24 protein-coding genes, 1 tRNA gene and 1 riboswitch are annotated in these 23735 nt (G+C 68.5%); of the genes, 16 read left to right on the top strand and 9 right to left on the bottom strand.

Translation table 11 applies throughout. From position 1 onward, the window contains the following. Positions 1-89: 89 nt before the first annotated feature. Entirely contained in the window at positions 90-2306 is a 2217-nt protein-coding gene (locus HNR51_RS07190) for a TonB-dependent receptor (RefSeq protein ID WP_182554460.1), read from the bottom strand. 123 nt (positions 2307-2429) lie between these two features. Continuing rightward, positions 2430-2621, bottom strand: a riboswitch (cobalamin riboswitch). Positions 2622-3168: 547 nt separating this feature from the next. Here HNR51_RS07190 and HNR51_RS07185 point away from each other — a divergent pair. Both HNR51_RS07185 and HNR51_RS07180 read left to right on the top strand, forming a co-directional pair. After that, positions 3169-3408, top strand: a complete 240-nt coding sequence (locus HNR51_RS07185) for a hypothetical protein (protein ID WP_012452178.1) — start codon at positions 3169-3171, stop codon at positions 3406-3408. Positions 3409-3417: 9 nt separating this feature from the next. Continuing rightward, entirely contained in the window at positions 3418-3774 is a 357-nt protein-coding gene (locus HNR51_RS07180; protein ID WP_182554459.1) for an MmcQ/YjbR family DNA-binding protein, read from the top strand. Between the two features lie 7 nt (positions 3775-3781). On the opposite strand, the gene HNR51_RS07175 is transcribed toward HNR51_RS07180, so the two are convergent. Next, positions 3782-5404, bottom strand: coding sequence for an ABC-F family ATP-binding cassette domain-containing protein (locus HNR51_RS07175; protein ID WP_141949944.1), 1623 nt, complete (start codon positions 5402-5404; stop codon positions 3782-3784). A gap of 383 nt (positions 5405-5787) precedes the next feature. On the opposite strand from HNR51_RS07175, the gene HNR51_RS07170 reads away from it, so the two are divergent. After that, positions 5788-7485 carry a methyl-accepting chemotaxis protein gene (locus tag HNR51_RS07170; protein ID WP_182554458.1) on the top strand — a complete coding sequence of 566 codons (1698 nt, stop codon included), beginning with the start codon at positions 5788-5790 and terminating at the stop codon, positions 7483-7485. Between the two features lie 119 nt (positions 7486-7604). On the opposite strand, the gene HNR51_RS07165 is transcribed toward HNR51_RS07170, so the two are convergent. Further along, positions 7605-7826, bottom strand: coding sequence for a hypothetical protein (locus HNR51_RS07165; protein ID WP_012452174.1), 222 nt, complete (start codon positions 7824-7826; stop codon positions 7605-7607). Positions 7827-8153: 327 nt separating this feature from the next. Here HNR51_RS07165 and HNR51_RS07160 point away from each other — a divergent pair, with 327 nt between their 5' ends. Beyond that, positions 8154-8411, top strand: coding sequence for a hypothetical protein (locus HNR51_RS07160; protein ID WP_141949941.1), 258 nt, complete (start codon positions 8154-8156; stop codon positions 8409-8411). Positions 8412-8417: 6 nt separating this feature from the next. On the opposite strand, the gene HNR51_RS07155 is transcribed toward HNR51_RS07160, so the two are convergent. Continuing rightward, positions 8418-9032, bottom strand: a complete 615-nt coding sequence (locus tag HNR51_RS07155; protein ID WP_141949939.1) for a DNA-3-methyladenine glycosylase family protein — start codon at positions 9030-9032, stop codon at positions 8418-8420. Positions 9033-9236: 204 nt separating this feature from the next. Here HNR51_RS07155 and HNR51_RS07150 point away from each other — a divergent pair, with 204 nt between their 5' ends. From HNR51_RS07150 to HNR51_RS07125, 6 genes are all read left to right on the top strand, one after another. Then, complete coding sequence (locus HNR51_RS07150; protein ID WP_141949938.1) at positions 9237-9530, top strand: hypothetical protein; 294 nt, start codon at positions 9237-9239, stop codon at positions 9528-9530. 1 nt (position 9531) lies between these two features. After that, on the top strand, positions 9532-9927 hold the full coding sequence (locus HNR51_RS07145) for a hypothetical protein (protein ID WP_182554457.1): 396 nt from the start codon (positions 9532-9534) through the stop codon (positions 9925-9927). 88 nt (positions 9928-10015) lie between these two features. Next, positions 10016-10186 (top strand): hypothetical protein, encoded by a 171-nt coding sequence (locus tag HNR51_RS07140; protein ID WP_182554456.1) that lies wholly within the window; start codon positions 10016-10018, stop codon positions 10184-10186. Next, positions 10186-11637, top strand: a complete 1452-nt coding sequence (locus HNR51_RS07135) for an APC family permease (protein WP_182554455.1) — start codon at positions 10186-10188, stop codon at positions 11635-11637. Before HNR51_RS07140 ends, HNR51_RS07135 begins: the two co-directional genes overlap by 1 nt. A 9-nt stretch (positions 11638-11646) precedes the next feature. Continuing rightward, positions 11647-12321, top strand: a complete 675-nt coding sequence (locus HNR51_RS07130) for a hypothetical protein (RefSeq protein WP_182554454.1) — start codon at positions 11647-11649, stop codon at positions 12319-12321. After that, on the top strand, positions 12305-12574 hold the full coding sequence (locus HNR51_RS07125) for a hypothetical protein (RefSeq protein ID WP_182554453.1): 270 nt from the start codon (positions 12305-12307) through the stop codon (positions 12572-12574). The genes HNR51_RS07130 and HNR51_RS07125 overlap by 17 nt, the downstream gene beginning before the upstream one ends. A 36-nt stretch (positions 12575-12610) precedes the next feature. Here the strand turns inward: HNR51_RS07125 and HNR51_RS07120 are convergent, their stop codons facing one another. The 4 genes from HNR51_RS07120 to HNR51_RS07105 form a co-directional block, all read right to left on the bottom strand. Then, on the bottom strand, positions 12611-13663 hold the full coding sequence (locus tag HNR51_RS07120) for a YeiH family protein (RefSeq protein ID WP_182554452.1): 1053 nt from the start codon (positions 13661-13663) through the stop codon (positions 12611-12613). 106 nt (positions 13664-13769) lie between these two features. Further along, positions 13770-13928, bottom strand: coding sequence for a hypothetical protein (locus HNR51_RS07115; RefSeq protein ID WP_239681535.1), 159 nt, complete (start codon positions 13926-13928; stop codon positions 13770-13772). Between the two features lie 255 nt (positions 13929-14183). Beyond that, entirely contained in the window at positions 14184-14903 is a 720-nt protein-coding gene (locus HNR51_RS07110) for a cytochrome c biogenesis CcdA family protein (RefSeq protein WP_182554451.1), read from the bottom strand. A 334-nt stretch (positions 14904-15237) separates the two neighbouring features. Further along, positions 15238-16257 (bottom strand): substrate-binding domain-containing protein, encoded by a 1020-nt coding sequence (locus HNR51_RS07105; RefSeq protein ID WP_182554535.1) that lies wholly within the window; start codon positions 16255-16257, stop codon positions 15238-15240. A 125-nt stretch (positions 16258-16382) separates the two neighbouring features. Here HNR51_RS07105 and HNR51_RS07100 point away from each other — a divergent pair, with 125 nt between their 5' ends. Beyond that, positions 16383-17198, top strand: coding sequence for a recombinase family protein (locus tag HNR51_RS07100; protein WP_306424262.1), 816 nt, complete (start codon positions 16383-16385; stop codon positions 17196-17198). A 346-nt stretch (positions 17199-17544) separates the two neighbouring features. Here HNR51_RS07100 and HNR51_RS07095 read toward each other — a convergent pair. Beyond that, a tRNA-Glu gene (locus HNR51_RS07095) sits at positions 17545-17619 on the bottom strand. A gap of 159 nt (positions 17620-17778) precedes the next feature. Here HNR51_RS07095 and rlmB point away from each other — a divergent pair. From rlmB to HNR51_RS07070, 5 genes are all read left to right on the top strand, one after another. Then, positions 17779-18588 carry a 23S rRNA (guanosine(2251)-2'-O)-methyltransferase RlmB gene (gene rlmB, locus HNR51_RS07090; RefSeq protein WP_182554449.1) on the top strand — a complete coding sequence of 270 codons (810 nt, stop codon included), beginning with the start codon at positions 17779-17781 and terminating at the stop codon, positions 18586-18588. 356 nt (positions 18589-18944) lie between these two features. Beyond that, positions 18945-20657, top strand: coding sequence for a 30S ribosomal protein S1 (gene rpsA / locus HNR51_RS07085; protein ID WP_012452159.1), 1713 nt, complete (start codon positions 18945-18947; stop codon positions 20655-20657). 134 nt (positions 20658-20791) lie between these two features. Continuing rightward, a complete protein-coding gene (locus HNR51_RS07080) occupies positions 20792-22075 on the top strand; it encodes a putative sugar O-methyltransferase (protein ID WP_239681534.1) in 1284 nt (427 codons plus the stop codon). Positions 22076-22370: 295 nt separating this feature from the next. After that, complete coding sequence (gene sppA / locus HNR51_RS07075; RefSeq protein ID WP_012452157.1) at positions 22371-23339, top strand: signal peptide peptidase SppA; 969 nt, start codon at positions 22371-22373, stop codon at positions 23337-23339. 46 nt (positions 23340-23385) lie between these two features. Further along, positions 23386-23694, top strand: a complete 309-nt coding sequence (locus tag HNR51_RS07070) for an integration host factor subunit beta (RefSeq protein WP_012452156.1) — start codon at positions 23386-23388, stop codon at positions 23692-23694. The last annotated feature ends 41 nt before the right edge of the window (positions 23695-23735 follow it).

Genomic DNA, 23735 nt, shown 5'->3' with positions numbered 1-23735 from the left:
CGCCTTGCCACCCCGTGGCTGGCCGCTCCCGCATGGTTCGCCTGCGGCTGGAATCGTGCGCCCTGCTCGTCTTGCATCTGCGGACGCCCTCAGAAGGTCAGGTTGTAGGCGACTTCGACTGAGTGCGGGCGGCCCAGCAGCCAAGTGTTGGCGCTGCCGGTCACCGGGTAAATGGTGTCGAGCAGATTGTAGACCCGGACGCTGAAGCGGGACGTGTCGCTGACACGGTAGTCGAGGCTGCCGTTGACGACCTCGTAGCTTGGGCGCCGCACCGTGTTGGCGAAGTCGCTGAACGTCTCTCCGACGAATTGAACGCCGGCCCGCGCCTCCCAGCGCGGCGCGAAGGCCCAGGACAGCCAGAGATTGGCGATGCGCTCCGGCACGTTGACCGGCTGATTGCCGGCGAAGTTGACGGCCATGCCGCCGACGGCTTGCTGGAAGTCGTCGTACTGCGCGTGCAGCAGGGCGAGATTGCCCTCCGCGCGCCAGTTCTCCCACAGGCCGAGCGACAGGAACGCCTCGACGCCGTGCGACGACTGGCTGCCGACCTGGACGGGGACCTGCGGCCGCAGCGGATCCACGGTCAGCAGATCGCGCTTGTTGATGCGGTAGCCCGCGAGGGTGAATTCGCCGCGCCCGTCCCAGAACACCTGCTTGTAACCGATCTCGACCTGCTCGCCCGCGGAAAGCTTGAAGTCCTTCTGGGTGATCGGGATCGTGATCAACGATGTCACCGGATCGACCGCGGTCGCGTAGCTCGCGTAGAGCGAGCTGTCCGGCGTCGGGTTGAAGACGGCACCGACGCGGTAGCTCAGCGCGTTGAACGCCTTGGTGAAGCTCTGCGACGGCGTGACCAGATCCTCGCGCCGCACCGTCGGCGCGTCGTAGCGCAGACCGGCGATCAGCGAGAGCTGATCAGTCAGGATCAGCCGGTCCTCCGCGAAGAGCGAATACTGATCCGTACTCGACCTGTAGAGCGGGCGGACGCTGTCGGGGCTGCTGAAGAAGCCCGGATTGAAGAAGAACGGATCGACGCTGTTCTCGCCGCGATAGGGCGAGTTGTTCCGCACGCCGAAATCGATGTGGTTGACCTCGAAGCCGGCGACGAACTCGTTGCGGAAGCCGAAGAGCGTGCCCTTGACCGTTGCGTCGAAGCGATTGCCGATCTGCTCCTGGTGATGAAAGATCTCGATCGGGCTGGTCCGCCGGATGAGGCCCGTGCTCGGAACGAAGGCGTAGCTTTCGAGATTGCGCCAGTGGCGGTCCGAGAGCAGGCGGTAGGCGGTGTTGCGGATGACGATGTCGTCGCTCGGCGACCATTCGACCTTCAACTGCGTCCAGTTATCCTCGAAGACGATGCGGCTGCCGTCGATGTTGTAGTTCTGGAAGCGGAGGCGCGGATCGATGCGCCCGCCGATCAGAGGCGTTCCGAAGTAGCGCAGGGGCTCCTGATAGCCGTAATCGTGCGAGAGCGTCACCGCGAGATCCGGTGTCGCCTGGTACAGCAGCGAGCCGGAGACGGCGAGATTGGCGAAGTTTCCGTTCTGGTTCAGCCAGCCGTCGACTTGGTTTCCGCTGACGTTGAGGCGGTAGAACAGGTTCTCGCCGACCGGTCCGCCGCTGTCGACCGCGAGGCGCTTGACGCCATCGGATCCGAGGGCGGCGCGGGCGGCGTTGACCGGAACCGCGACCGGCTTCTTGGGCACGACGTTGATGACGCCGCCGATCGCGCCGTCGCCATACAGCACGGAAGCCGGCCCACGCAGCACTTCGATTCGGTCCACGTTCCAGGTGTCGAACGGATAGGTCGTGGTGTTGACGCCGACGAAGAGGCGGGTGCCGTCGTAGAGTTGCATCACCGAGTTCACGCCAGCGAAGCCCCGGGACGTGTAGGCACCGAACCCGTTGCCGGGTGAGCCGATGGTCGTGATGCCGGCGGCGTTCTGGGTGATGGCCTCCTGCACCGTCTGCTGGCCGCGCTCACGGATCTTCTGGCCGGAAATGACCTCGATGCTGGCAGGCGTCTGCAGCGGTGACAGGTCGAGGCGGCTGCCGCTGCGGTTCGGCGTGGTGAGATTGAGGCCGGTCGCCGCCGCCGTGTAGGGGGTCTGTGCCAGGAGCCGTGTGCCGGACCCCGCCCCCTGTACAGCCAGTTCCTCGAGCGCAATGGCGTGGGGGCCGGTGGTCGTCTCGGCACCCTCCTGGGCCGCCGACGGGAACGTGGTAAGGGCCAGTGCGCCGGTGGAGAACAACAGGGCAGCAGGCATGCGCCCGGCAAGCGAGCGGGTGCGATCAGCGGATGACATGAAGCGAGGCGCCTCGGGCAACGTCAGTGGCACGTCACCGCGAACGAAGCCTCGGGAGCCGCCTCCTCGCAGGATCGGCGGACCTTCGACACCCGCCAGGACACCCCGCCCGACGCGTTTCGCGTGTGACCACGACTGACGGCAGGTCTCCTGGCTCGCGGGTCACGGCCCTCTCACCGTCTTCCCAGGCAGTTGCCCAGTGACATGGTGGCGGAAGGCTCGCCGCTTACAGTTGCGGGGGCAGCCGCGGCATCGGGTTCCCCCTCACCGCGTTCCCTTTTGATCCCGAGGGGAACCGTCGAAGCTTAGCTATTCGGCTTCAGCAGGGGCTGTCAATTGCGATCCCACCGCCCCCGACAGGACGATCGGCCGGGCGAGGCGCTTGCGACGAGATCTATCCGGTGAACGATCAGTTTGCCGTCGGAGGATGGATCCTCGGACATGCTCCTCGTAATCTTCGATGACACTGTGTTTTCTTGCAGGGATTTTCTTGGATGCTTGGATTTCTCGTTTCCGAACCACAAACTGAGGCTCGTGGTCGCGCGAGAGCCTCCGATCGGAGCGCACAGGCCGAACGCGACGACGTTGCCTGAGGAGCTTCGGCGAACGATCGCGGCAAATCCCCGACGGCCTCGGAATCACGCGAAGTGGCGCGCCGCCGGTAAGGGTCTGTATCAACGCTGGCAGGCGGCCCCGTTCCTCATCCACGTGAGGCGCTCGACGGAAGGGGCAACGACACGACCGCGTGCCCGACTTTGCTCCCGCGCGGACCGCCGCAATCTCGTCCTCACGTTTTTCGATGATCCCTTCCGCCGCGCGGACGTTGACCGGTTCTTACGGCCGAGGCGGAGGACACCGAACCATGACGAAGCTCTTCATCGCGCGGGTGCGCGGCGCGGGCGGCGAGCGCCCGATGATCACGGTGCGGGCAGCAGCCGAGGGCGAGGCCCGCCTGTTCGTGGAGGCGGCCTATCCGGAGGACGAGGTGGTGGAGATCGCCGAACCCGGCGAGTGGGTGAGCGACAGCGACACCGGCACCCGGAACGGCGACGTGCGTGAGCATCCGGGCACCACGTGGCAGGCTCCGACGAGCCGGGCCTAGCGCGCCGCCATGTCTTGCCTGCCCGAGGACGTGCGGGCCCTTGCGCTGTTGCTGCCCGAGACGATCGAGGGCGCGCATCAGGGCCACCCCGACTTCCGGGTCGGCGGACGGATCTTCGCCACGCTCTGGACCGACGAGGCGCGCGTGGTGGTGCGGCTGACGCCCGAGGCACAGGCACGGGTGCTGGAGGACGAGCCGGACGCGTACGAGCCCGTGCCCGGCACATGGGGTGTGCGCGGCTGGACGAGCCTCGATCTCGACGCAGCCGAAGAGGAGATGCTTCGCGCGTCGCTTCTGACGGCTTGGCGGATCGTCGCGCCGCCCGGCCTCGTCGCCCGTTACGACGATCTCGCGCTCGATCCCTGAGGGGCGATCAGCTGCGCAGCCCCGGGGCTTCCTGGCCGGTGCTCGCCACGTATTCCGAGTAGCCGCCGCCGTACTGCCGGATTCCGTCACCAGTCACTTCGAGCACCCGGTTCGACAGCGCGGCGAGAAAGTGCCGGTCGTGGCTGACGAACAGCATCGTTCCCTCGAAGCCCGCCAGCGCGTTGATCAGCATTTCCTTGGTGGCGATGTCGAGGTGGTTGGTCGGCTCGTCGAGGACGAGGAAGTTCGGCGGGTCGTAGAGCATCTTGGCCATCACCAGCCGCGCCTTCTCGCCGCCCGACAGCACCCGGCACGGCTTTTCGACATCGTCGCCGGAGAAGCCGAAGCAGCCGGCGAGCGCCCGCAGCGAGCCCTGGCCGGCCTGGGGAAAGCTGCTCTCCAGATCCTCGAACACGGTGAGGTCGCCGTCGAGCAGATCCATGGCGTGCTGGGCGAAGTAGCCGAGCTTGACGCTGCCGCCGACGGTCACCGTCCCGGTGTCGGGCTGTGCCGTGCCGGTAATGAGTTTCAGCAAGGTCGACTTTCCGGCGCCGTTGACGCCCATCACGCACCAGCGCTCCTTGCGGCGGATCGAGAAGTCGAGCCCCTCGTAGATGATCCGGCTGCCGTAGCGCTTGTGCACGCCCTTCAGCATCGCGACGTCGTCGCCCGAGCGCGGCGCCGGCTGGAACTCGAAGGCGACGGTCTGGCGGCGGCGCGGCGGCTCGACCCGCTCGATCTTGTCGAGCTTCTTCACCCGGCTCTGGACCTGGGCGGCGTGGCTGGCCCGCGCCTTGAAGCGCTCGATGAACTTGATCTCCTTGGCAAGCATCGCCTGCTGGCGCTCGAACTGCGCCTGCTGGTGCGCCTCGTTCAGCGCACGCTGCTGCTCATAGAAGGCGTAATCGCCGGAATAGGTGGTGAGGGTGCCGCCGTCGATCTCGATGACCTTGGAGACGATGCGGTTCATGAACTCGCGGTCGTGCGAGGTCATCATCAGTGCGCCGTCGTAGCCCTTGAGGAAGGATTCGAGCCAGATCAGGCTCTCCAGGTCGAGGTGATTGCTCGGCTCGTCGAGCAGCATCACGTCGGGGCGCATCAGCAGGATGCGGGCGAGCGCCACGCGCATCTTCCAGCCGCCCGACAAGCGTCCGACATCCCCGTCCATCATCTCCTGGGAGAAGCCGAGGCCGGCCAGAACCTCGTAGGCGCGGCCCTCGAGCGCGTAGCCGTCGAGTTCCTCGAAGCGGGCCTGCACCTCGCCGTAGCGTTCGACCAGGGCATCCATCTCGTCGGCTCGGTCGGGATCGGCCAATCCCGCCTCGAGCTCCTTAAGTTCGGCCGCCACGGAACTGACCGGGCCTGCGCCGTCCATCACCTCGGCGACCACGGAGCGGCCGGCCATCTCGCCGACATCCTGGCTGAAATAGCCGATGGTGATGCCGCGCTCCGACGAGACCTGTCCCTCGTCCGGCTGTTCCTGGCCGGTGAGCAGGCGGAAGAGCGTGGTCTTGCCGGCGCCGTTCGGGCCGACGAGGCCGGCCTTCTCGCCCTTCTGCAGGGCGGCCGACGCCTCGATGAAGACGATCTGGCGACCGTTCTGCTTGCCGATCTTGTCGAGGCGAATCATGCGTCCGCGAGGCCCGAATGGGAGTGGGGTAGGGCGGGTATGCCGTGAACTCAGTCGGGGCCTTACGCGAAGGCCGGCGCGAGCGGAAGCAGGGCTGCCTCAGGTCAGATCCGCCCCATGAGCGCAGGCGAGGGCGACCCGCGGCTGCTGACAAACCACGTTACGCTGAAAAATATCGAACAACACTTTTTCGCAGCAAGCTAACCGGTGCGCCTTGTGGCTATTCGTACCCAATAGCCAAGCAACATATGTTTATAATGATACAACTCGAAATTTATTCACTCGGTTGCATCTTATTAACTGTCTCTTCCTCACAGAATTGTGATCCGCGGTGGCCGGGGCGGCTCGTGGATGCTTCGACACTGTCCCCGTGACGCAGACAGATGCGCTGGTTCACAAATCTCAGACTCCTCGGGAAGCTTGCCATTCCGGCGGCCTTGGTCGCTCTGGTGGCCGCGGGCGTCGTCGTCCTGGCGCGCGACACACTCGACCAGTTGCAGCGGACGACCCAGGACGTCGTCGATGTGCGCGCCGCACGGGTCATCACCGCCCTTCAGATCGCGCTCGCCATCGACGAGGCCGTCATCAGCGAGAAGAACGTCATCCTCGAAACCGACGCGGCGGTCCTCTCGGCTCAGCACCGGCGCTTCGTCGAGGCGCATGATCGCGCCCTCGGCGGCGTCGACCGCCTGATCGCAATGGCGGACACCGATGCGCGCCGGGCGATGCTGACGGGGGTCAAGACCACCGTCGCAGGCTTCTTCTCGACCGCCGAGCGCTCGGTCGCCCTGGGGCTGAAGAACCAGAACGAGCAGGCAGCGCGAGTTTCCGCCGAGGAGGTGCGTCCGGTCCGGATCAAGGCGATCGATGCGATCCAGAAGCGCGTCGCGGCCAACATCAGCGATCTCGAAGAGGCCAAGCAACAGGCCGTGGCGGTCGGCAACTCCGCCGCCCTGGCGCTGACCCTCATCGCGGCGACCGGGCTCCTCGTCGCCTTCGGCCTGCTGGGCCTGATCACCGTGGCCGGCGTCGTCCGCCCCATCGGCCGGCTCGTGCGCGTGCTCGAGCGGATGGCCGATGGCGAGATCGAGGCCGAGATCACTGAGGCGCGCCGCGGCGACGAAATCGGCGCCGTCGCCCGCGCCGTCGAGGGCATCAAGGCCCTGGTGGCGCGCAAGGCGGCCGAGCAGGCAGAACTCAAGCGCGTGTCCGACGAAGCCGCCGCCGTCGAGCGCCGCCGCACCATGATCGAGCTGGCGGACGGGTTCGAGCGCGCCGTCGGCGGCGTCGTCGGCATGGTGTCGTCCTCAGCGACCGAGCTGCAGGCCACCGCCCAGCAGATGACCGCGACGGCAACCGAGACCGCCAGCCAATCGACCACCGTCGCGGCTGCCGCGGAGGAGGCGGCCTCGAACGTCAGCACCGTCGCCGCTGCCGCGGAGGAACTCGGGGCCTCGGTGCACGAGATCGGCCGACAGGTCGGAACTTCGTCGGGCATGGCCCAACTCGCGGTGGGCGAGGCGGACCAGAGCGCCGTTCTCGTCCACGATCTGAGTCAGGCCGCCGCCCGGATCGGCGATGTCGTGAACCTCATCGCCAACATCGCCAGCCAGACCAACCTGCTCGCCCTCAACGCCACCATCGAGGCCGCGCGGGCAGGGGAAGCAGGACGGGGCTTCGCCGTCGTCGCGAGCGAGGTGAAGGAGCTTGCGGCGCAGACCTCGCGGGCGACCGAGGAGATCTCCGGGCAGATCGCTCAGATCCAGGGGGCGACCGGGCAGGCGGTGACGGCGATCGGCGGCATCACCGGACGGATCCGCGAGATCAACGCCGTGACGGCGACGATCGCGGCGGCGGTCGAGGAGCAGGGCGCGGCAACCCAGGAGATCGTGCGCAACGTGTCCCAGGCGGCGGTCGGCGCGGGCGAGGTGACGAGCAACATCGCCGGCGTGGCGCAGGCCTCCGAGGAGACGGGCGCCGCCGCCACTCAGGTGCTGGCCTCCGCCTCCGAACTGTCGCGCCAATCCGAGCATCTGCGGTCGGAAGTCGCCCGCTTCCTCGCGACGGTGCGCGCGGCCTGAGCCGGGCGGACCTGCCATAAGAAAGGGGGCACCCCGAGGGTGCCCCCTTTTTTTTCGTCCGCCGAAGGTGAGCCCGAGGCGGTGGTCGTCGACGATCGGCGACCACCGGGGGAGGGATCCTACCCCGGCACCTTCTTGTGGGTCAGGGCCGTGGCGACTTCGTCCGGACGCGCTTCGTCGCCGACGGCGACGGCGCCGGAGAGTGCGGCAGCATGCAGGGCGAGCACCGGTACGAAGACCAGTGCCATCATGAGCGCGACGACGAGCACGACGCTGCCGTTGCGGCCGGACTTCGCCGCGCGGGAGCGGGCACGCCGGGAAATGACGTTGGAGTCAGTCATGGCTCACCTCTTGTCGGACCAGCCGCCAAAGGCCGGTCGCGGGTGAGCCGGATCAGACGATCAGGCGCAGATCACGCGAAGGGCCGAAGGCGGCGTGGTCGATCGACTACTGTCGTCGGGCATGGGGGTAGAGAGTTCCTGTGGAGCCGCACATCGGACGCACGGCGACGATGGGCAGACAACGCGCGCATGCCGGAACGGTTCGATTCCGTCAAGTCCGAAGCCGGATGCGCGACGGGAATGGCTTGGAGCGCGGCAACCGTGCATCTGCCGACGCTCCGCTCAGGCGCCGGCGAACGCGGGCGGCGCCGCTCGCGTTGTGAACCCATGTCGACGGATACGATCACCTGGACCCAGGGCGGCATCTCCGAGGTGCCCTTGCAGCGATTTTCCGGCCGGGTCGGCGCCATCGAGGTCGCCACCGTCGAGTATGACGGCTCGAACCGGCTCTGGACGTGGTGGAGCCCGCTCTCGGAGGACATCTGGGGCCACGCCCAGGACGCCGACGGAGCCAAGCAGGCTGCCGAAGTCTGGCTGCGCGAATGGCTCGAAAATTTCCGGCCTTTCTTCGAAGCGAGGCGCTGATCGTCGTCAGGCCGCGACCGGAGCGGCGTCCCGGCTGCGCCACATGTAGCGGGCAAGAATCGAGCGGTACGGCGCGAAGCGCGCGGCGACGGCGACCGTGTCCTCGATGCCTGTCAGCCGGCGCAGCACGCCGACCGCGGCCACGTCGCCGGCCGGCCAGATGTCGGGATCGAGGAAATGGAAGATGCCGGCCATGTCGGCCGTCCATGGACCGACGCCACGGATGCGGCAGAGCACGGCCGAGCGCTCCGCGTGCGGCAGCGCGGCGAGATCCGGTCCGAGCAGGCCGGCTTCCTCGGCCTCGCGGATGGCGTGAAGCGCGCGCACCTTGTTTGCCGAGACGCCGCAGCCGCGCAGCACCGCCTCGTGACCGGGAACGAACAGATCGCGCGGTGTCACGACCTGCGCCGCAGCGGCCGCCTCGATCCGCGTCCAGATCGAGAGGGCAGCCTTGGTGGAGAGCTGCTGGTTCACCACCTCGACGAACAGCCGCTCGGCGAGGCTGGCATGAGGCGGCGGTGCAATCTCAATGACACCGATTGCCGCGATGGCGGTCCGCAACGGCTCCGAGACCTCAGCGGCCACGCCGAGCAGACGGTCGTACAGGGCGGCGTCGAGCATCTCACTCCCTGGATCGAAACGGTGCGGACTGGGAAACGCCCGGCGCCGTCCGTCGCTCCCGGATCGTCCCTTTGAAAGAAAGATGATGCGATATGGTGCAATGCGGCGCCGAATCCGGCTTGACCCGCACCATAAACGGCAGGATATTTCTCGAAAGGAAGCCAGAATTCCTTCCAAGAATGATCTCCCGGGAGGAGATGTGCCATGCAGGATGCACGCGTCGCAGCCATGTTCGGCCGTGATCGAGCGGCCGCCATTCTCGCGGTCGGACTGGTCTGGCTCGTCTACGCCTTCACCTTCTGGACCATGCGACAGGCCTGCGACACATGCGGCGTCACGCTGCTCGTGCTCGGCGTCGGCGCCTGCGTCGTGCTGCTCAACACCGCCGCGATCGCGGCGATGATCCGGCATTACCGCGAGGATCGTGACGCGATCTACGGCACGGACCTCTACTACCTCGATCAGGCGCGGGCGATGCGTCGGCGGGGGAACGCCTGAGATGGCCGGGCGCCCCCCTTACGAACCGCCGATCCAGTCCGTCCTCGGCCAGATCGTCGATGCCGTGTTGATGCTGGTGCTGGTCTTCATCACGCTCTACCTGCCGCTGCTGTTCAAGCTCGCGGGCGGCGGTACCAGCACCACCGAACTCCCGAACCCGACCTGGGACTCGCTCGGTCAGAACGCGACCATGGCCGGGCAGTGGGAGAAGCTGGGCTTCACGCCGGAGAAGGCGGCCGGGATCATCGGCACGCGCTTCGATTACAGCTTCAACTGGGGCCTCGTGGCGCTCACCGCCGCGATCATCGTCGGCTACTTCATCGTCATGTTCCGGTACTCGGACCGCCAGTACCGCGAGGTCATCGCCGAGCACTTCGACGGTTCGTCGAAGGGCTGAGGTCTCGCGCCCCGCCCCGTGCGGCCGGGCCGGTCCCGCCACCGAGATGAGGATCTCGGGTCTTCCAACACTGTCGGGAGAGCACATCATGGTGTCCGTGATGAACTGGGGCGCCTGGGCGGCTGCGACCGCTCTCGCCCTGTGGATGGGGTTCGACCTCCTGCGCACCAACCGGACCTACGACGAGGGCTATCTCCTCTCGTCCGAGGAGGGTGAGATCGTCGACTCCGAGGTCGGCGAGACGGCGGCGAGGTCGTGATGACGACGGTGCAACCGATCGCGGAGCGCGCCTCCGTTCAGCTGGCCGCCGGGGCAGAGGCCGCGGCGCCGCCGCCGAGTGCGGGCCGGAAGGTCGCGCTCCTTCGCGTGCTCGGGCCGGGCCATGTCTGGGCCCTCGGCGTCGGTATCGTCCTCGTCGGTGAGTTCATGGGCTGGAACTTCGCGGTCGGGAAGGGCGGCGCCGTGGCCGCGCTGGCGGCCTGCTGGCTCGCCGGCATCCTCTATACCTGCGTCGCGATGATCGATTCCGAGATCACCTCGACGGTCGCCGCGGCCGGCGGCCAGTACGCCCAGGCCAAGCACATCATCGGTCCGCTCGCGGCCTTCAATGTCGGCCTCTACCTCGTCATGGCCTACACCATGCTGGAGGTCTCGAACGCCATCGTCGCCGGCGACCTGATCGAGGCCTTCGCGCAGAGCCTCGGCCTGGAAGGCGCGATCGACAAGCGCGCCTTCATGGTGCTCACCGTGGTGGCGCTCGCCTTCCTCAACTATCGCGGCGTGCTCGCCACCCTGACGCTCAACCTCGTCATCACCGCTGCCGCCTTCGCCGCGATCGTCGTGCTGTTCGTCGCCACCCAGCCCTGGGCGCCCGGCACGGTGCTGAAGCACGAGGCACTGCTCGGCGGCCTGCCCTACGGCGCGCTCGGCATCCTCGCGGCGATGCATTTCGGGCTGTGGTTCTATCTCGGCATCGAGGGCACCACCCAGGCCGCCGAGGAGGTGCGCTCGCCCGCCCGCGCCCTGCCGCTCGGCACGATGACGGGCATGATGACCCTGCTCATCGCCGCCACGCTAACGTGGTACGTGTGCTCCGGCCTGATGCCCTGGGAATATCTCGGCCAGGCGGTAACGCCGCTCTACGACGCGGCCCGGCTCACCGGCAGCCGCTGGCTCGAGCTGTTCCTGTTCCTCGGTACCCTGTTCGCCACGGTGGCCTCGGCCAACGGCTGCATCAACGACGCCTCGCGGGCATGGTTCGCCATGGGGCGTGACCGCTACATGCCGGTCTGGTTCGGCGCCGTGCATCCCACCTACCGCACGCCCTACCGCGCCGTCGTCTTCTTCGTGCCGATCGCGATCCTGTTCGCGGTCTCGACGCCGCTCGACCAGACCATCACCTTCTCGATCCTGTCGGGGCTGCTCGGCTACACGCTGATGGCGCTCTCGATCGTGCTGTTCCGTCGCAAATGGCCGCTCGGCTCGATCCAGCGCGGCTATGTGCACCCGCTCCACCCGCTGCCGGCGGCGCTGCTGCTCGTCCTGTGCGTCGTCACCTATCTTGCCGTGTTCCTCGGCTATGGCACGCAGCTCCTGGCGATGATGGCCTTCTACATCGCCGCCTCGGCCTGGTTCGTGCTGCACCGCTACAAGTATGTCCGGCGAGGCGAGCAGTTCACGATGCCCTGGCCGAAGCCCCGCGGCTATTGAGGCGCGGCGATGCTCGTCGCCCTCGCCGCCGTGTTCGTCCTAATGAGCGGCGCGTTCGGCGCGATTCTGCGCCGGCGCGAAGGGCGCTGGCGGGCGGACCTCCTGTCCGATTGCGCCGGCCGGCTCGCGGCGTCGCGGCTCGGGCGCGACCGGGCCGGCTTCGCGACCCTGCGCGGCCGATACGCGGGCACCGCCGTCGATGTCCGCCTCGTACCGGACACGCTGGTGCATCGCCGGCTGCCGCAGCTCTGGCTCCAGGTGACCCTGCGGACGCCGCTGTCGACAGGGTGTGTCCTCGACGTCCTGCGGCGCCCGGCAGGCGCCGAGTTCTACGCGCCCGATCACCTGCCGAACTGCTACGCCGTTCCGGAGGCATGGCCGCCCGATACCCTCGTGCGCGGAACGGCCGGCGCCGACAGCCTGCATGCCCGCCTCGCGCCCGTCCTCGCCCCGATCCTCGCGGATCCGCGGGTGAAGGAGGTGCTCTTCACCCCCGACGGCCTGCGCCTCACGCTGCAGGCGAGCCAGGGGACACGGGGCACCTACCTGCTCCTGCGCGGCAGTCGTTTCCCGATCGAACGGGTCCCGCCGGAGCTGTTCGACGGCATCCTCGACGCCGCTCGGCGCCTCCTGCTCGTCCTGTCCGAGACCGACCCGGAGACCCGGCATGCGCGCGCTGCCTGATCCCACCCGCGTGCTGCTGGTCGCGGCGCTGCTGCCCGGCATGGGCCATGTCTGGACGGGCCGCGCGGCCCGCGGGCTCGGCTTTGCCCTGTTCGCCCTTATCGGCGGCTGGCTCACCGCTCGCTTTGCCGCGCCCGAGGCGAGTTTGATCGGGCGCCATGCGGGTGGCTTCTTCGTCTGGGCGCTGTCGATCCCGGATGCCTATCGTTCCGCCCGGCTCGACCGGGCATGGGCCGAACGGGCACCGCGTTGAGCCCGGACGGAGCGATGCGCCGCGGCGGTCGCGGCCTCACCCGAGGCGAAGCGCGTAGATCAGACCCAGGCTGACGAGGAGCAGCAGCACGAGCGACAGGGTCACGGCGGCGGTGACGCGGCTGCCGACCCGCCCGATCACCCGCAGATCGACGCCGAGCCCGAGGGCGGCCATCGAGACCACGGTGAGGATGCCGGCCACCCGGGTGATCGGCGCGATGGCGGGATCCGGCACCAGCCCGAGCGAGCGGCAGGCGGCCAGCACGAGGAAGCCGAGGATGAACCACGGAACGAGCTTGAACAGACGCAGCCGCCCCGCCGGGTTCGGCCCGGCGACGGCCTCGCCGAAGCGGGGCGCCAGCAGGGAAAGCCCAACGACGACGGGGCCGAGCATCAGCACGCGCACGAGCTTGACCACGGTGCCGATCTGGGTGGCGACGAGGCCGGCCGGGACGGTGGCGGCGAGAACCTGCGGCACGGCGTAGACCGTCAGCCCGGCGAGAATGCCGTACTGGCCGGCACCGAGACCGAGCAGCGGAATCAGCAGCGGCAGGCCGAGCACCATCAGCACGCCGAGGATCGCCGTGAAGGAGATCGAGGAGGCGATGTCGTCGCTGCCGGCACCGATGACGGGGGCGACCGCGGCGATCGCCGAGTTGCCGCAGATCGCGTTGCCGCAGGCGATCAGGATCGACATCCGCACGGCGAGCCCGAGCAGGCGGCTGATGGCGAAGCTCGCGGCGATCGTGACGGCGACCGTCGCGACGATGGCCGCGAGCAGCACCGGGCCGGAGGCGAGGATCGCCGCGAAGCTGATCGATGCGCCGAGCAGCATCACCGCGACTTCGAGGAGTTGCTTGGCGCTGAAGGCGATGCCCGAGCGCCAGAGCGGGCCTGGTTGCCAGAGCGTGCGCATCGCCATGCCGAGCAGGATGGCGATCACCAGCGCCTCGACATAGGGATGCCCGAAGACGTCCTCTTCGAGATGCTGAAGGCCGATCGAAACGAGCGTCAGCGCGAGGCAGAGCGCAATGCCGGGACCCAGCGCCGCGAGCGGCGATATCCGGTGCGGGAGATGCAGTCGCCTCAAGTCTCGGTTCTTCCGCGGGAACGTTCCGGCCCGAGGCCGAGGGTCGCCGTAGCGGCTCCCTCATAGCAAACCGTTCTCACGATGCACGCTCGGCGAGGACGACGCGTCAGGCGCCGAGAACCGCCCTCAACCGATCCATCAGCGCGGCGACGTGGCCGAACTGTTCCGCGAAGTGCGGATGGAAGTAGGCGGCGCGCGCGGCGACGATCACGACCACCAATGTCCAGAACAGGCCGACCCCGGTGCGGAGCGCGATCCGTGACACGACGCGCTCGTCCCGGACGGGCTGAGCGATGGGCTCGCCGAAAGAATCGTACTGGACAGGACGCATGACGAGAGGGGCGGCGCAAACGGACGGCATGGGATCATGCCCAGCATAAACCGGCCGCCATGAACGTGTTTTCTGTATTACCGGGCGCCGATAGATCCTTGTTCTGCAAGCACCCCATCCTGAGAGATTATTTCTCTCCACACCTGCGAGGGCGCCCGCAGCGCGGGCGGCCGTTAGCCGGATCGCCGTTCAGAAGCGGGTCGTGAGCGCGGTCAGCCAATACGGCGAGGCCTCGACCAGCGCGGTTTCCAGTGGCCGGTCGTAGCCGGAGAGGATCAGCGCGCCGAGGGCGACGAAGATCACGCCCAGCGTCACCTTCAGGCTCTTTCCGAGCCCGAGCATCCGCTCGCGCCAGCGCACCAGAATCCCGCGCGACAGCATCCCGAGAACGACGAGGGGGAGGGCGGCGCCGAGACCGAACAGCAGCATGGTGACGGCGACGCCGCCGAGATCGCGCCCTTGAGCGGCCAGCAGGGAGGCCGCACCGAGGGTCGGACCGACGCAGGGGCTCCAGACCGCGCCGAGGAGGAGGCCGACGCCGAATTGGCCCGCCAGCCCTCCGGTCTCGAATCCGCCGAACCGCCTCTGCGTCCAGTCGCCCACCGGGCCCGCCGCCACGGCGAAGCGGTCTTGGGCCGCCGGCACGAGCAGAACGAGACCGAACAGCCCCATGAGCAGCGCCGCGGCCTTGCGGAACACGTCGCCGTCGAGACCGATCGCGAAACCGAGCGTGGCGACGAACAGGCCGATCGCGACGAAGGCGAGCGCCAAGCCGGCGGCGAGCGCCGCGGGACCGAGCCGGTGCTCCGCGGTGGCCGCACCGAGCACCAGCGGCAGCAGCGGCACGACGCAAGGCGAAAGCACCGAGAGGACGCCGGCAAGAAAGGCGAGGCCGAGATGAGTTCCCATGGTTTGCCTCGCCACACCCGTCCTGGGACGCAAAAAGCCCTCATGCCCGATGGCTCACGCCTGACGCGCCGTGCAGGGCGCCGGCGGGACGGAGCCGTCACTCCCTATGGACGGGAATTGATGCAGGACTGGCGGCTGACTGGCGGAAGCGGATCGGACACGAGCCCACTCTACGCTGTTGGCGTAGCAACGGTTTTGGAGACTGGAAGGGCCACCAGACTCCGTTCGCCTTTGAGGCCGCCTGTAGCACGGGGTTGGCCGGTCCGCACCGTGACAGGATGCACCAAAACGGGCGCAGTTTTTGAACCGCGCTTCCGAAGCAAGCTGCCGCCGGCTATTTCGCTTCGGAGGCCACCGGGCGGTATCCGGATAGGCCGCCGGCCCGCGCTCGCGCCTCGGCGACGAGTTCATCGATCCCGGATGCGGCGAGGGAACGGCTCGCGGCGAGGTAGTAGGTCTCCCAGCCGACCGGGAGGAAATCGAGGCCCAGCCGTTCGGCCGCGGCCCGCGCTCCCAGCCCGGCATCCGCCGCACCGCAGGCGATGACGGCGGCCACCGCCTGATGCGTGAATTCCTCGACCGCGTAGCCGTGGATGGCCGAGGCGGGCAGGTCGGCTTCCGCGAGCATGCGGTCGAACCAGTCGCGCGTGCCCGATCCCTTCTGGCGATTGACGTAGCGCACGCCCTCGACGGTCAGGTCGTTCAGGCTGCGGATGCCGTGCGGGTTGCCGGGGGCGAGCAGCAGCCCCTGTTCGCGCTCGAACAGCGGGTAGAGTGCGAGCCCGGCCGCCGGGTCGATCGACGAGAACGGCGGACCGGCGGCGGCGGGCCCGCGCGCGCCGCAATGGAAGCCGGCCGCATCGACGCCACCTTCGAGCAACCGCTCCACCGCCGCGCGACTGCCCGTCACCGTGAGCTCGACGCCACCGACCTCGGCCAACACGTCGACCAGCAGCGGGTCGTGGCTGGCGGCTAAGGTCAGGACGCCGGTCCGGCCGGTTAGAAGTTCGCGCAGACGGCGCTCGACGGCGCGGGTTTCGCGGCCGAATCCGGCCTCCAGCCCGGCTGCGGCGGCAGCGAAGGCCTCCGCCAGGGACGCTCCGAACGGGGTCAGGGCGGTGCCGTGGCCCCGCGTCTTGTGCACCAACGGCCGGCCGAGGGCGGTCTCGTAGACCTGAAGGCGAGCCCAGGCGGCCCGGTACGACAGGCCGAGCGCGTCGGCGAAGCCCTGCACCGATCCGGTCCGCGTGATCGCCTCGAACACCACCATGAGGTCGGACACCGCCACGGCACCTCCCTCGAGGCGGATCGTACCACCAAGGCCAAGGGCGACCTCAACGGATGTAGACGTCATATTGAGGGTGGATAAGGTGTCGTTCACAACATGATCTTCCGCAGAGCGGCCCGGCGCGGGGCCATGGTCCGGCCTGAGATGACGATCCCCGGAACACGGCCGGCCCGAGACCCACTCAAGGACGCATGGGCGGCCCACCGCAGATGTCTTCAGACTTCTTCGTTTCCTACCTTTGTCCCGCCCTGGTGGGGCAGGGAACTTTCGGAACCGTAGCGTCTCAGCGCGAGGCGGTCTCGCGTCATCTCGGCCGACGCGGTCGGCTGGTCGGTGAGATGATCGAGAGCGTCGGCGATCCGCAGCGGCCTCGTCTGCAAATGGCTCTCACCCTGTGCCGCCGCCACGGCGCGACGCTGCTCATGGCCGAGCTCGGAGCGCTCGCGGAGAATCCCGGTTTCTTGCGGCGCCTCAGCCGCGACCTGCACGCCCGCGAACTGCGATTCTCGGCCGCCGATCGGCCGGAGGTCAGCGAGCGCACCCTCTGCATCATGGCGGCGGTGGCCGAAGCCGAGGATCGACTGGGCGTACAACGCACCTCGGAGACGATGGCGCGGCGGCGCGAATTCTACGCCCGCTTCACCGCCGAGCGACGGGCAATGCCCACCGCCGATGCGCTCGGCACCGCCGCGGCCGCTCCGCGCCCCCTGGCGGAGAGCCTGGAGCGCGGAGAAACCACGTCGAAGAGCCGGGAGCGAGCCGAGGAGGTGGCGCCGATCCTCAGCGAAATCCGCGCCGCGGGCGCGCTCACCCTGGAGCAGGTCGCCAACGCCCTCAACGCCCTCGGCATCCCCTCGGCGCGGGGAAGCCGCTGGTACCCGATGCAGGTCACGCGCATCGAGAAGCGCCTCGCCGCCGCAGCTCGGGTCGTCGCGCCGCACAAGGCAGCCGGACCCGAACGCCCTCTCGCCGTCCCCGTGCAGCCCTCCGAGATGCGGCTGGCCTGACGCCGCTGGGGAGGGGGGTCTGCGCGCGTCCCGCGCATCTTTCTGGTCGCGTCTTCGGCAACGAGCACGCTTCGGTCCTCCGCCGACTTCTGCGCGAGGATCGCAGGCCTTCGAAGTGCCGATCAGGAGCCTCAGTTACGCCGTGGGATGGAGGGGAGAAGCCGGGTAGGCTCGTTCCCGGCACTGCCGATCCGGCTCGATGACCGGACGGTCGGGGCCGTCGACTGCTTTGAGGCGCCCGGACGGAAGTCTTGCCGGGCGCACCTGCGCAGGGGGCCGCAGCTCGCGCTCGCTGGAATGACGTTCTCGATCGCCGCTTGTGCCGGGCTTCAGCGATCAGGTGGAATGGCGCGCCCTGCGGGAATCGAACCCGCCTTTTCAGCGTGAAAGGCTGACGTCCTAACCGATAGACGAAGGGCGCTGTCCGTCGGCGCCCGGTCTATAGTCGGGTTCGCAGCCGACGGCAACGGCTATGCCGCAGGAATCCGACGCAACGATCCGACGCTTGACGCGGGACGATCCCGTCGGTTTCTCGGAAATCCGAGACACCTCCCCGCTTCCTCCCCTGAAAGACCAGCCCATGACCCCGCCGCGCGACCGCCCGGCCAAGCCGTACGGCTTCCGGCCCCGCCCGCGACCGCAGCAGCCGCCGGGACCCGCCGCCCGCGAGGGCCGGGACCATGTCGTGCTCTACGGCTGGCATCCCGTGTCGCAGGCGCTGGCCAATGCCGGCCGCCACTTCCATCGGCTGCTGGCCACCGAGAACGCGCTGGCCCGACTCAAGGAAGCCGGGATCGAGCTGCCGATCGAGCCGGAACTGGTCCGCCCGAGCGCCATCGACAAGCTGCTCGGGCCCGATGCCGTGCACCAGGGTCTCTACGCGGAGGCCGAACCGCTCGCCGCCCCGGCGCTCGACGCCATGCCGGACGATGCGCTGCTGCTCGCGCTCGACCAGATCACCGATCCCCACAATGTCGGCGCCATCGTGCGAACCGCGGCCGCCTTCGGCGTCACCGCCATCGTCACGACCGCGCGCCACTCGCCCAACGCCACCGGCGTTCTAGCAAAGTCCGCCTCCGGCGGCCTGGAACACGTGCCCCTGGTGATCGTGCGCAACCTCGCCGAGGCGCTCATCACCCTCGGCGAGCGGGGATTCACCCGGATCGGACTCGATTCGGACGCCGGCACGTCGCTCGATGCGGTCGGCCCCCGCCGGCCGGCGGTGCTGGTGCTCGGCGCCGAGGGCAAGGGCCTGCGCCAGCGCACCACCGAATGCTGCGACCTGCTCGTGCGCATCGACGCGACGGGGGCCATCCGCAGCCTCAACGTCTCGAACGCGGCGGCGATCACACTCTATGCCCTGACCCGGCCATCCGGCGGTCAGGACTGAGTTCGAGCCGTTCTCGATTGGCTGCGGCGCATCGAATTCGTCCGAGCGCACGCCGCTCGGTCGGCGGCGTTCGGGGCGACCGAACTTGAGACGCTCCAAGACATTGCGTCGGAGACGCAATTCCGATATCGCTCGCACCGATTTCCTCATCGATACCGTCAGGATCCGGGTGTTCTGCCCGGCGGACGCATCGCCGGGGCAATCGGCCCTCGACCATCGCTTCAAGCATGCGTCGGCCCTCCGAAAGGAGGCGAGCCCGGCCGGATCGTCCATCCGGCGGGCGGCGGTGACGGGGGTATTTCGCAACACGAGCCGCCGACGCCGGCCTCACGCGATGAGGCCATTCAGGAGAGAGAATGTCTGCTGGTCTGAACGTAAGCCCCTCGGCTCGCGAAGATTTCGCGGCCCTGCTCGAGGAATCCTTCCTCCAGCACGAGATCACCGAGGGCTCGGTCGTCAAGGGCACCGTCGTCGGCATCGAGAAGGATGTCGCCGTCATCGATATCGGTGCCAAGACCGAGGGGCGCGTCCCCCTCAAGGAATTCACCGGCCCGGGCCGCGAGGGCGAGCTCAAGGTCGGCGATGAGGTCGAGGTCTATGTCGACCGCATCGAGAACGCGCTGGGCGAAGCCGTCATCTCGCGCGACAAGGCGCGTCGCGAGGAGAGCTGGGTCAAGCTCGAGAAGGCCTTCGAGGCCAACGAGCGCGTCACCGGCACGATCTTCAACCAGGTCAAGGGCGGCTACACCGTCGATCTCGACGGCGCCGTGGCGTTCCTGCCGCGCTCGCAGGTCGATATCCGTCCGGTGCGCGACGTGACCCCGCTTCTCGGCACGCCGCAGCCGTTCCAGATCCTCAAGATGGATCGCCGCCGCGGCAACATCGTCGTGTCGCGCCGTACCGTGCTCGAGGAGAGCCGCGCCGAGCAGCGCTCGGAGCTGGTGGCCAACCTTGAGGAAGGTCAGGTCATCGACGGCGTCGTCAAGAACATCACCGAGTACGGCGCCTTCGTCGATCTCGGCGGCATCGACGGCCTGCTGCACGTCACCGACATGGCGTGGCGCCGCGTGAACCACCCGTCCGAGGTCGTGACCATCGGCCAGACGGTGAAGGTCAAGATCATCAAGATCAACCACGAGACGCACCGCATCTCGCTCGGCATCAAGCAGCTCCTCGCCGATCCGTGGGAGGGCATCGCCGCCCGCTACCCCGAGGGCGCCAAGCTCAAGGGCCGCGTGACCAACATCACCGATTACGGCGCCTTCGTGGAGCTGGAGCCGGGGATCGAGGGCCTGATCCACGTCTCCGAGATGAGCTGGACCAAAAAGAACGTCCATCCGGGCAAGATCGTCTCCACCTCCCAGGAGGTCGAGGTGCAGATCCTGGAGGTCGATTCGGTCAAGCGCCGCATCTCGCTCGGCCTCAAGCAGACCCTGCAGAACCCGTGGGAGGCCTTCGCCGAGAAGCACCCGGTCGGTTCCGAGGTCGAGGGCGAGGTCAAGAACAAGACCGAGTTCGGCCTGTTCATCGGCCTCGAGGGCGACGTCGACGGCATGGTTCACCTGTCGGATCTCGACTGGAACCGTCCCGGCGAGCAGGTCATCGAGGAGTTCAAGAAGGGCGACATGGTCCGCGCCCAGGTTCTCGACGTCGATGTCGAGAAGGAGCGCATCTCGCTCGGCGTGAAGCAGCTCGGCGGCGATCCCTTCGCGGAAGCCGGCGAGATCAAGAAGGGTCAGGTCGTCACCTGCGAAGTCGTCGAGGTGAAGGATTCCGGCCTCGAGGTGAAGCTCGTCGACACCGACATGCAGACCTTCATCCGCCGCGCCGAACTCGCCCGTGACCGCGGCGACCAGCGTCCCGAGCGTTTCGCCGCCGGCGAGAAGTTCGACGCCCGCGTCATCCAGTTCGACCGCAAGGCCCGCCGCGTGCAGGTCTCGATCAAGGCGCTGGAAGTCGCCGAGGAGCGTGAGGCGATGGCCCAGTTCGGCTCCGCCGATTCGGGTGCCTCGCTCGGCGACATCCTGGGTGCCGCCTTCAACAAGAAGAAGACCGGCGACGAGGAGTAAGCCTCGCCGCTGTTCGACGATGCCTCGGGGCCGGCTCTGCCGGCCCCGAACTTGTTTTGATCCCGATTTCGAAGCGTCCCGAGGTTCGCGCGATGGAGTACCGCCGCCCGAGCTTAGGCACCGGCCTGAGATGGTTGAGGGGAAAGTCCGCAGGACGGCGCCCCGACCCGCTTCCCCCGGATTTCGAGCCTGCGCTGTACCTCGATCTGAACGCCGACGTGGCGATGGCGATCGAGGCCGGCGCCATCGCCTCGGCACAAGAGCATTACCGCCTCTTCGGCCGCCGTGAGGGCCGCCCCTATCGACCGCCGGCGGCCAGCGCCGCACTCGGCGGCGGCATCGCGGGGCCGGGAACCTACCGCTACCCGTACGGCACGTGGCCGGATCTACCGCCGATCGCCTTCGCGGCGCCCCGGCCCGGCCCGGAGGACGCGCGCATCGCGCACCGTCTCATCGCGGCGTGGCGCTCCGGCGCCGGACGCTCGCCGGTCCAGGCGGACAGCGAGGGCATGTGGGCGGCGCGGACGCAGGGATTTTCCGCCTTTCACGGCGCGTTGCGGCACGGCGATGCCGGGGTCCTTGCCGACCTGCTGAACAATCTCTTCCAGTCCCATCTCGCGCACGGCATCGCCATGGGACGTACGATGGCGACGCTGGCCCGGCACGCTCCGGACCCGTTCGCCGCAAGCTGGTGCGACCGGCTGCTGCGCCTCTCCGAAGCCCTTGGCCTGGCCCCGATCCGCTCGCCGGAGCAGGGCGAGTTCGCCGCCCCGCTGGCCGGAACGCTGGCCCATCATGGAGAGCCAGCGCGTATCGAGGCCGAACTCGGGTTTCCTCTGGCCTTCCCCGATGTCGGCGCGCCCTTCGGCGTGCGTTACGGCGCCGGCATCCTGCCCGAACACGCCTTCAGCCATGCCTACGCCGCGTGGCGAATCGGGCAACTGGGAAGCTTCGAGCGGGTGGTCGAGATCGGCGGCGGCTTCGGCGGTCTCGCATGGTTCCTGCGGCGCCCCGGCCGCCGCTACACGATCCTCGATTTGCCCTTCACCAACGTCCTTCAGGGCTGGTTCCTGCTGAAGGCCGGCCTCGACGTGTCCCTGGCCGGCGAGCCCGAGGCCGCGGTCCGGGTTCTGCCGTGGTGGGAGATCGAGCGGGACGAGACTTACGACTTGGCGATCAACCAGGATTCGCTGCCCGAGATGCCGCCGGAAACGGCCGCCATGTACATCGCACGTATCCGCGCCATCGCCCCGCTGTTCTGTTCGATCAACCAGGAGGCCGCGGCACCGAACACCGATGCCTTCCGACAGGTCGTCGTGCCGGATCTCGTGGCGCGGGACGGCGGCTATCGGCGGCTGAGTCGGAATCTGTTCTGGATGCGCGACGGCTACGTCGAGGAAATCTACGCTCGGCGCTGAACCGGCCGGCGCCGGAGACCCTCGCGCTCGGCAACGACGGGTGCGGGTTGTACCGGCGCGAATGGAGCAGGCTCTTGCCGGCCTGCCTCGGGCGGCGTTAAACACGGTCCCGGACTCGACAGCCCCGATCGAACCCAAGCCCATCAAGGACTTGACCGGCATCCGGATCGGCGGGCTGAACCGGCGCCGCAACACCTTGCGGGATGCACCCGTCCCGGCGAGACCCGGCGCGGCGTGCACGATCCCAACAGAACAACGGCCGCGAAGCGCCGCTTGGAGAGGAGTACATCGTCGGATGGCCGCAGACGCCGAGTTTCTCATCGACCGCCGCCGTCTGCGCCGCAAGCTGACGCTGTGGCGGGTGCTCGGCATCGGTGCCGCCATCCTTGCCGTGGGCGCCTTGGGCTACCGCGCGCGGGTCGGCGAGGGACGCCTGTTCCCGGCCACCGAGAACCAGATCGCCCGGATCTCCATCGGCGGCTTCATCGCCGGCAGCGAATCGACCCGCAAGCTGATCGAACGCGTGGGGGAATCGAACGCCGTGAAAGGCGTCGTGATCTCGATCTCCTCGCCGGGCGGCACGACGACCGGATCGGAGGAACTCTACCGGAACCTGCGCGCCCTGGCGGCGAAGAAGCCGATCGTCGCCTTCGTGGACGGGACCGCCGCCTCGGGCGCCTACATCACCGCCATCGCCGCCGACCACATCGTCGCCCGCGAGACCGCGCTGGTCGGCTCCATCGGTGTGCTGTTCCAGTATCCGGATGTCTCCGGCCTGCTCGACAAGGTCGGCGTGAAGGTCGAGTCGGTCAAATCCTCGCCGCTGAAGGCGGAGCCCTCGGGCTTCAGCCCGACCTCGCCGGAGGCCCGCGCGGCCCTGTCCTCGATCGTGCTCGACACCTATGGCTGGTTCAAGGGCTTGGTGGCCGAGCGCCGCGGCATGGATGACAGCCAGCTCTCCGCCGTCGCCGACGGACGGGTGTTCAGCGGACGCCAGAGCCTGCCCCTGAAGCTCGTCGACGAACTCGGCGGTGAGCGCCAAGCCGTCGCATGGCTGGAGAAGGAGCGGAAGGTTCCGGCCAACCTTCCGGTGAAGGATTGGAAGCCGAAGGCCGAGGGCGGGCTCAAGCTTTGGTCGGCCCTCGGGCTCGGCGCGGACCTTCTCGGTCTCGATGGGCTGGCTGGCCGCCTGCGGGCGGTCGAAGCCGAGACCGCGGGGCTTGCGGGCGGCGGGCTCCTGGCCGTCTGGCGTCCGGCCCCCTGAGGCACCCCCTCCGCCCGCGCCTGCCCTGCATCCGGAAGAGAGCCGCATGATCAAGTCGGAACTCGTGCTCAAAATTGCCGAGCAGAACCCCCATCTCTACCAGCGCGACGTCGAGACCCTCGTCAACGCGATCCTCGACACGATCGCCGATGCCCTGGCCCAGGGCGACCGCGTCGAGCTGCGCGGCTTCGGCGCCTTCTCGGTCAAGCGCCGCGAGGCCCGGCGCGGGCGCAACCCCCGCACCGGCGAGTCGGTGTCCGTGTCCGAGAAGGCGATCCCCGTCTTCAAGACCGGCAAGGAGATGCGCCTGCGTCTCAACCGCGCCGGCATCGGCGACGAGCAGCCGAGCGCTTGATCGGCAGCCGCCCCGACACGGGGAAGTCACCGGCTTGCGTT

This window comes from Methylorubrum thiocyanatum, from assembly GCA_014138645.1.
Lineage (GTDB): Bacteria > Pseudomonadota > Alphaproteobacteria > Rhizobiales > Beijerinckiaceae > Methylobacterium > Methylobacterium thiocyanatum.
This window is presented reverse-complemented; position numbering and strand designations above follow the sequence as displayed.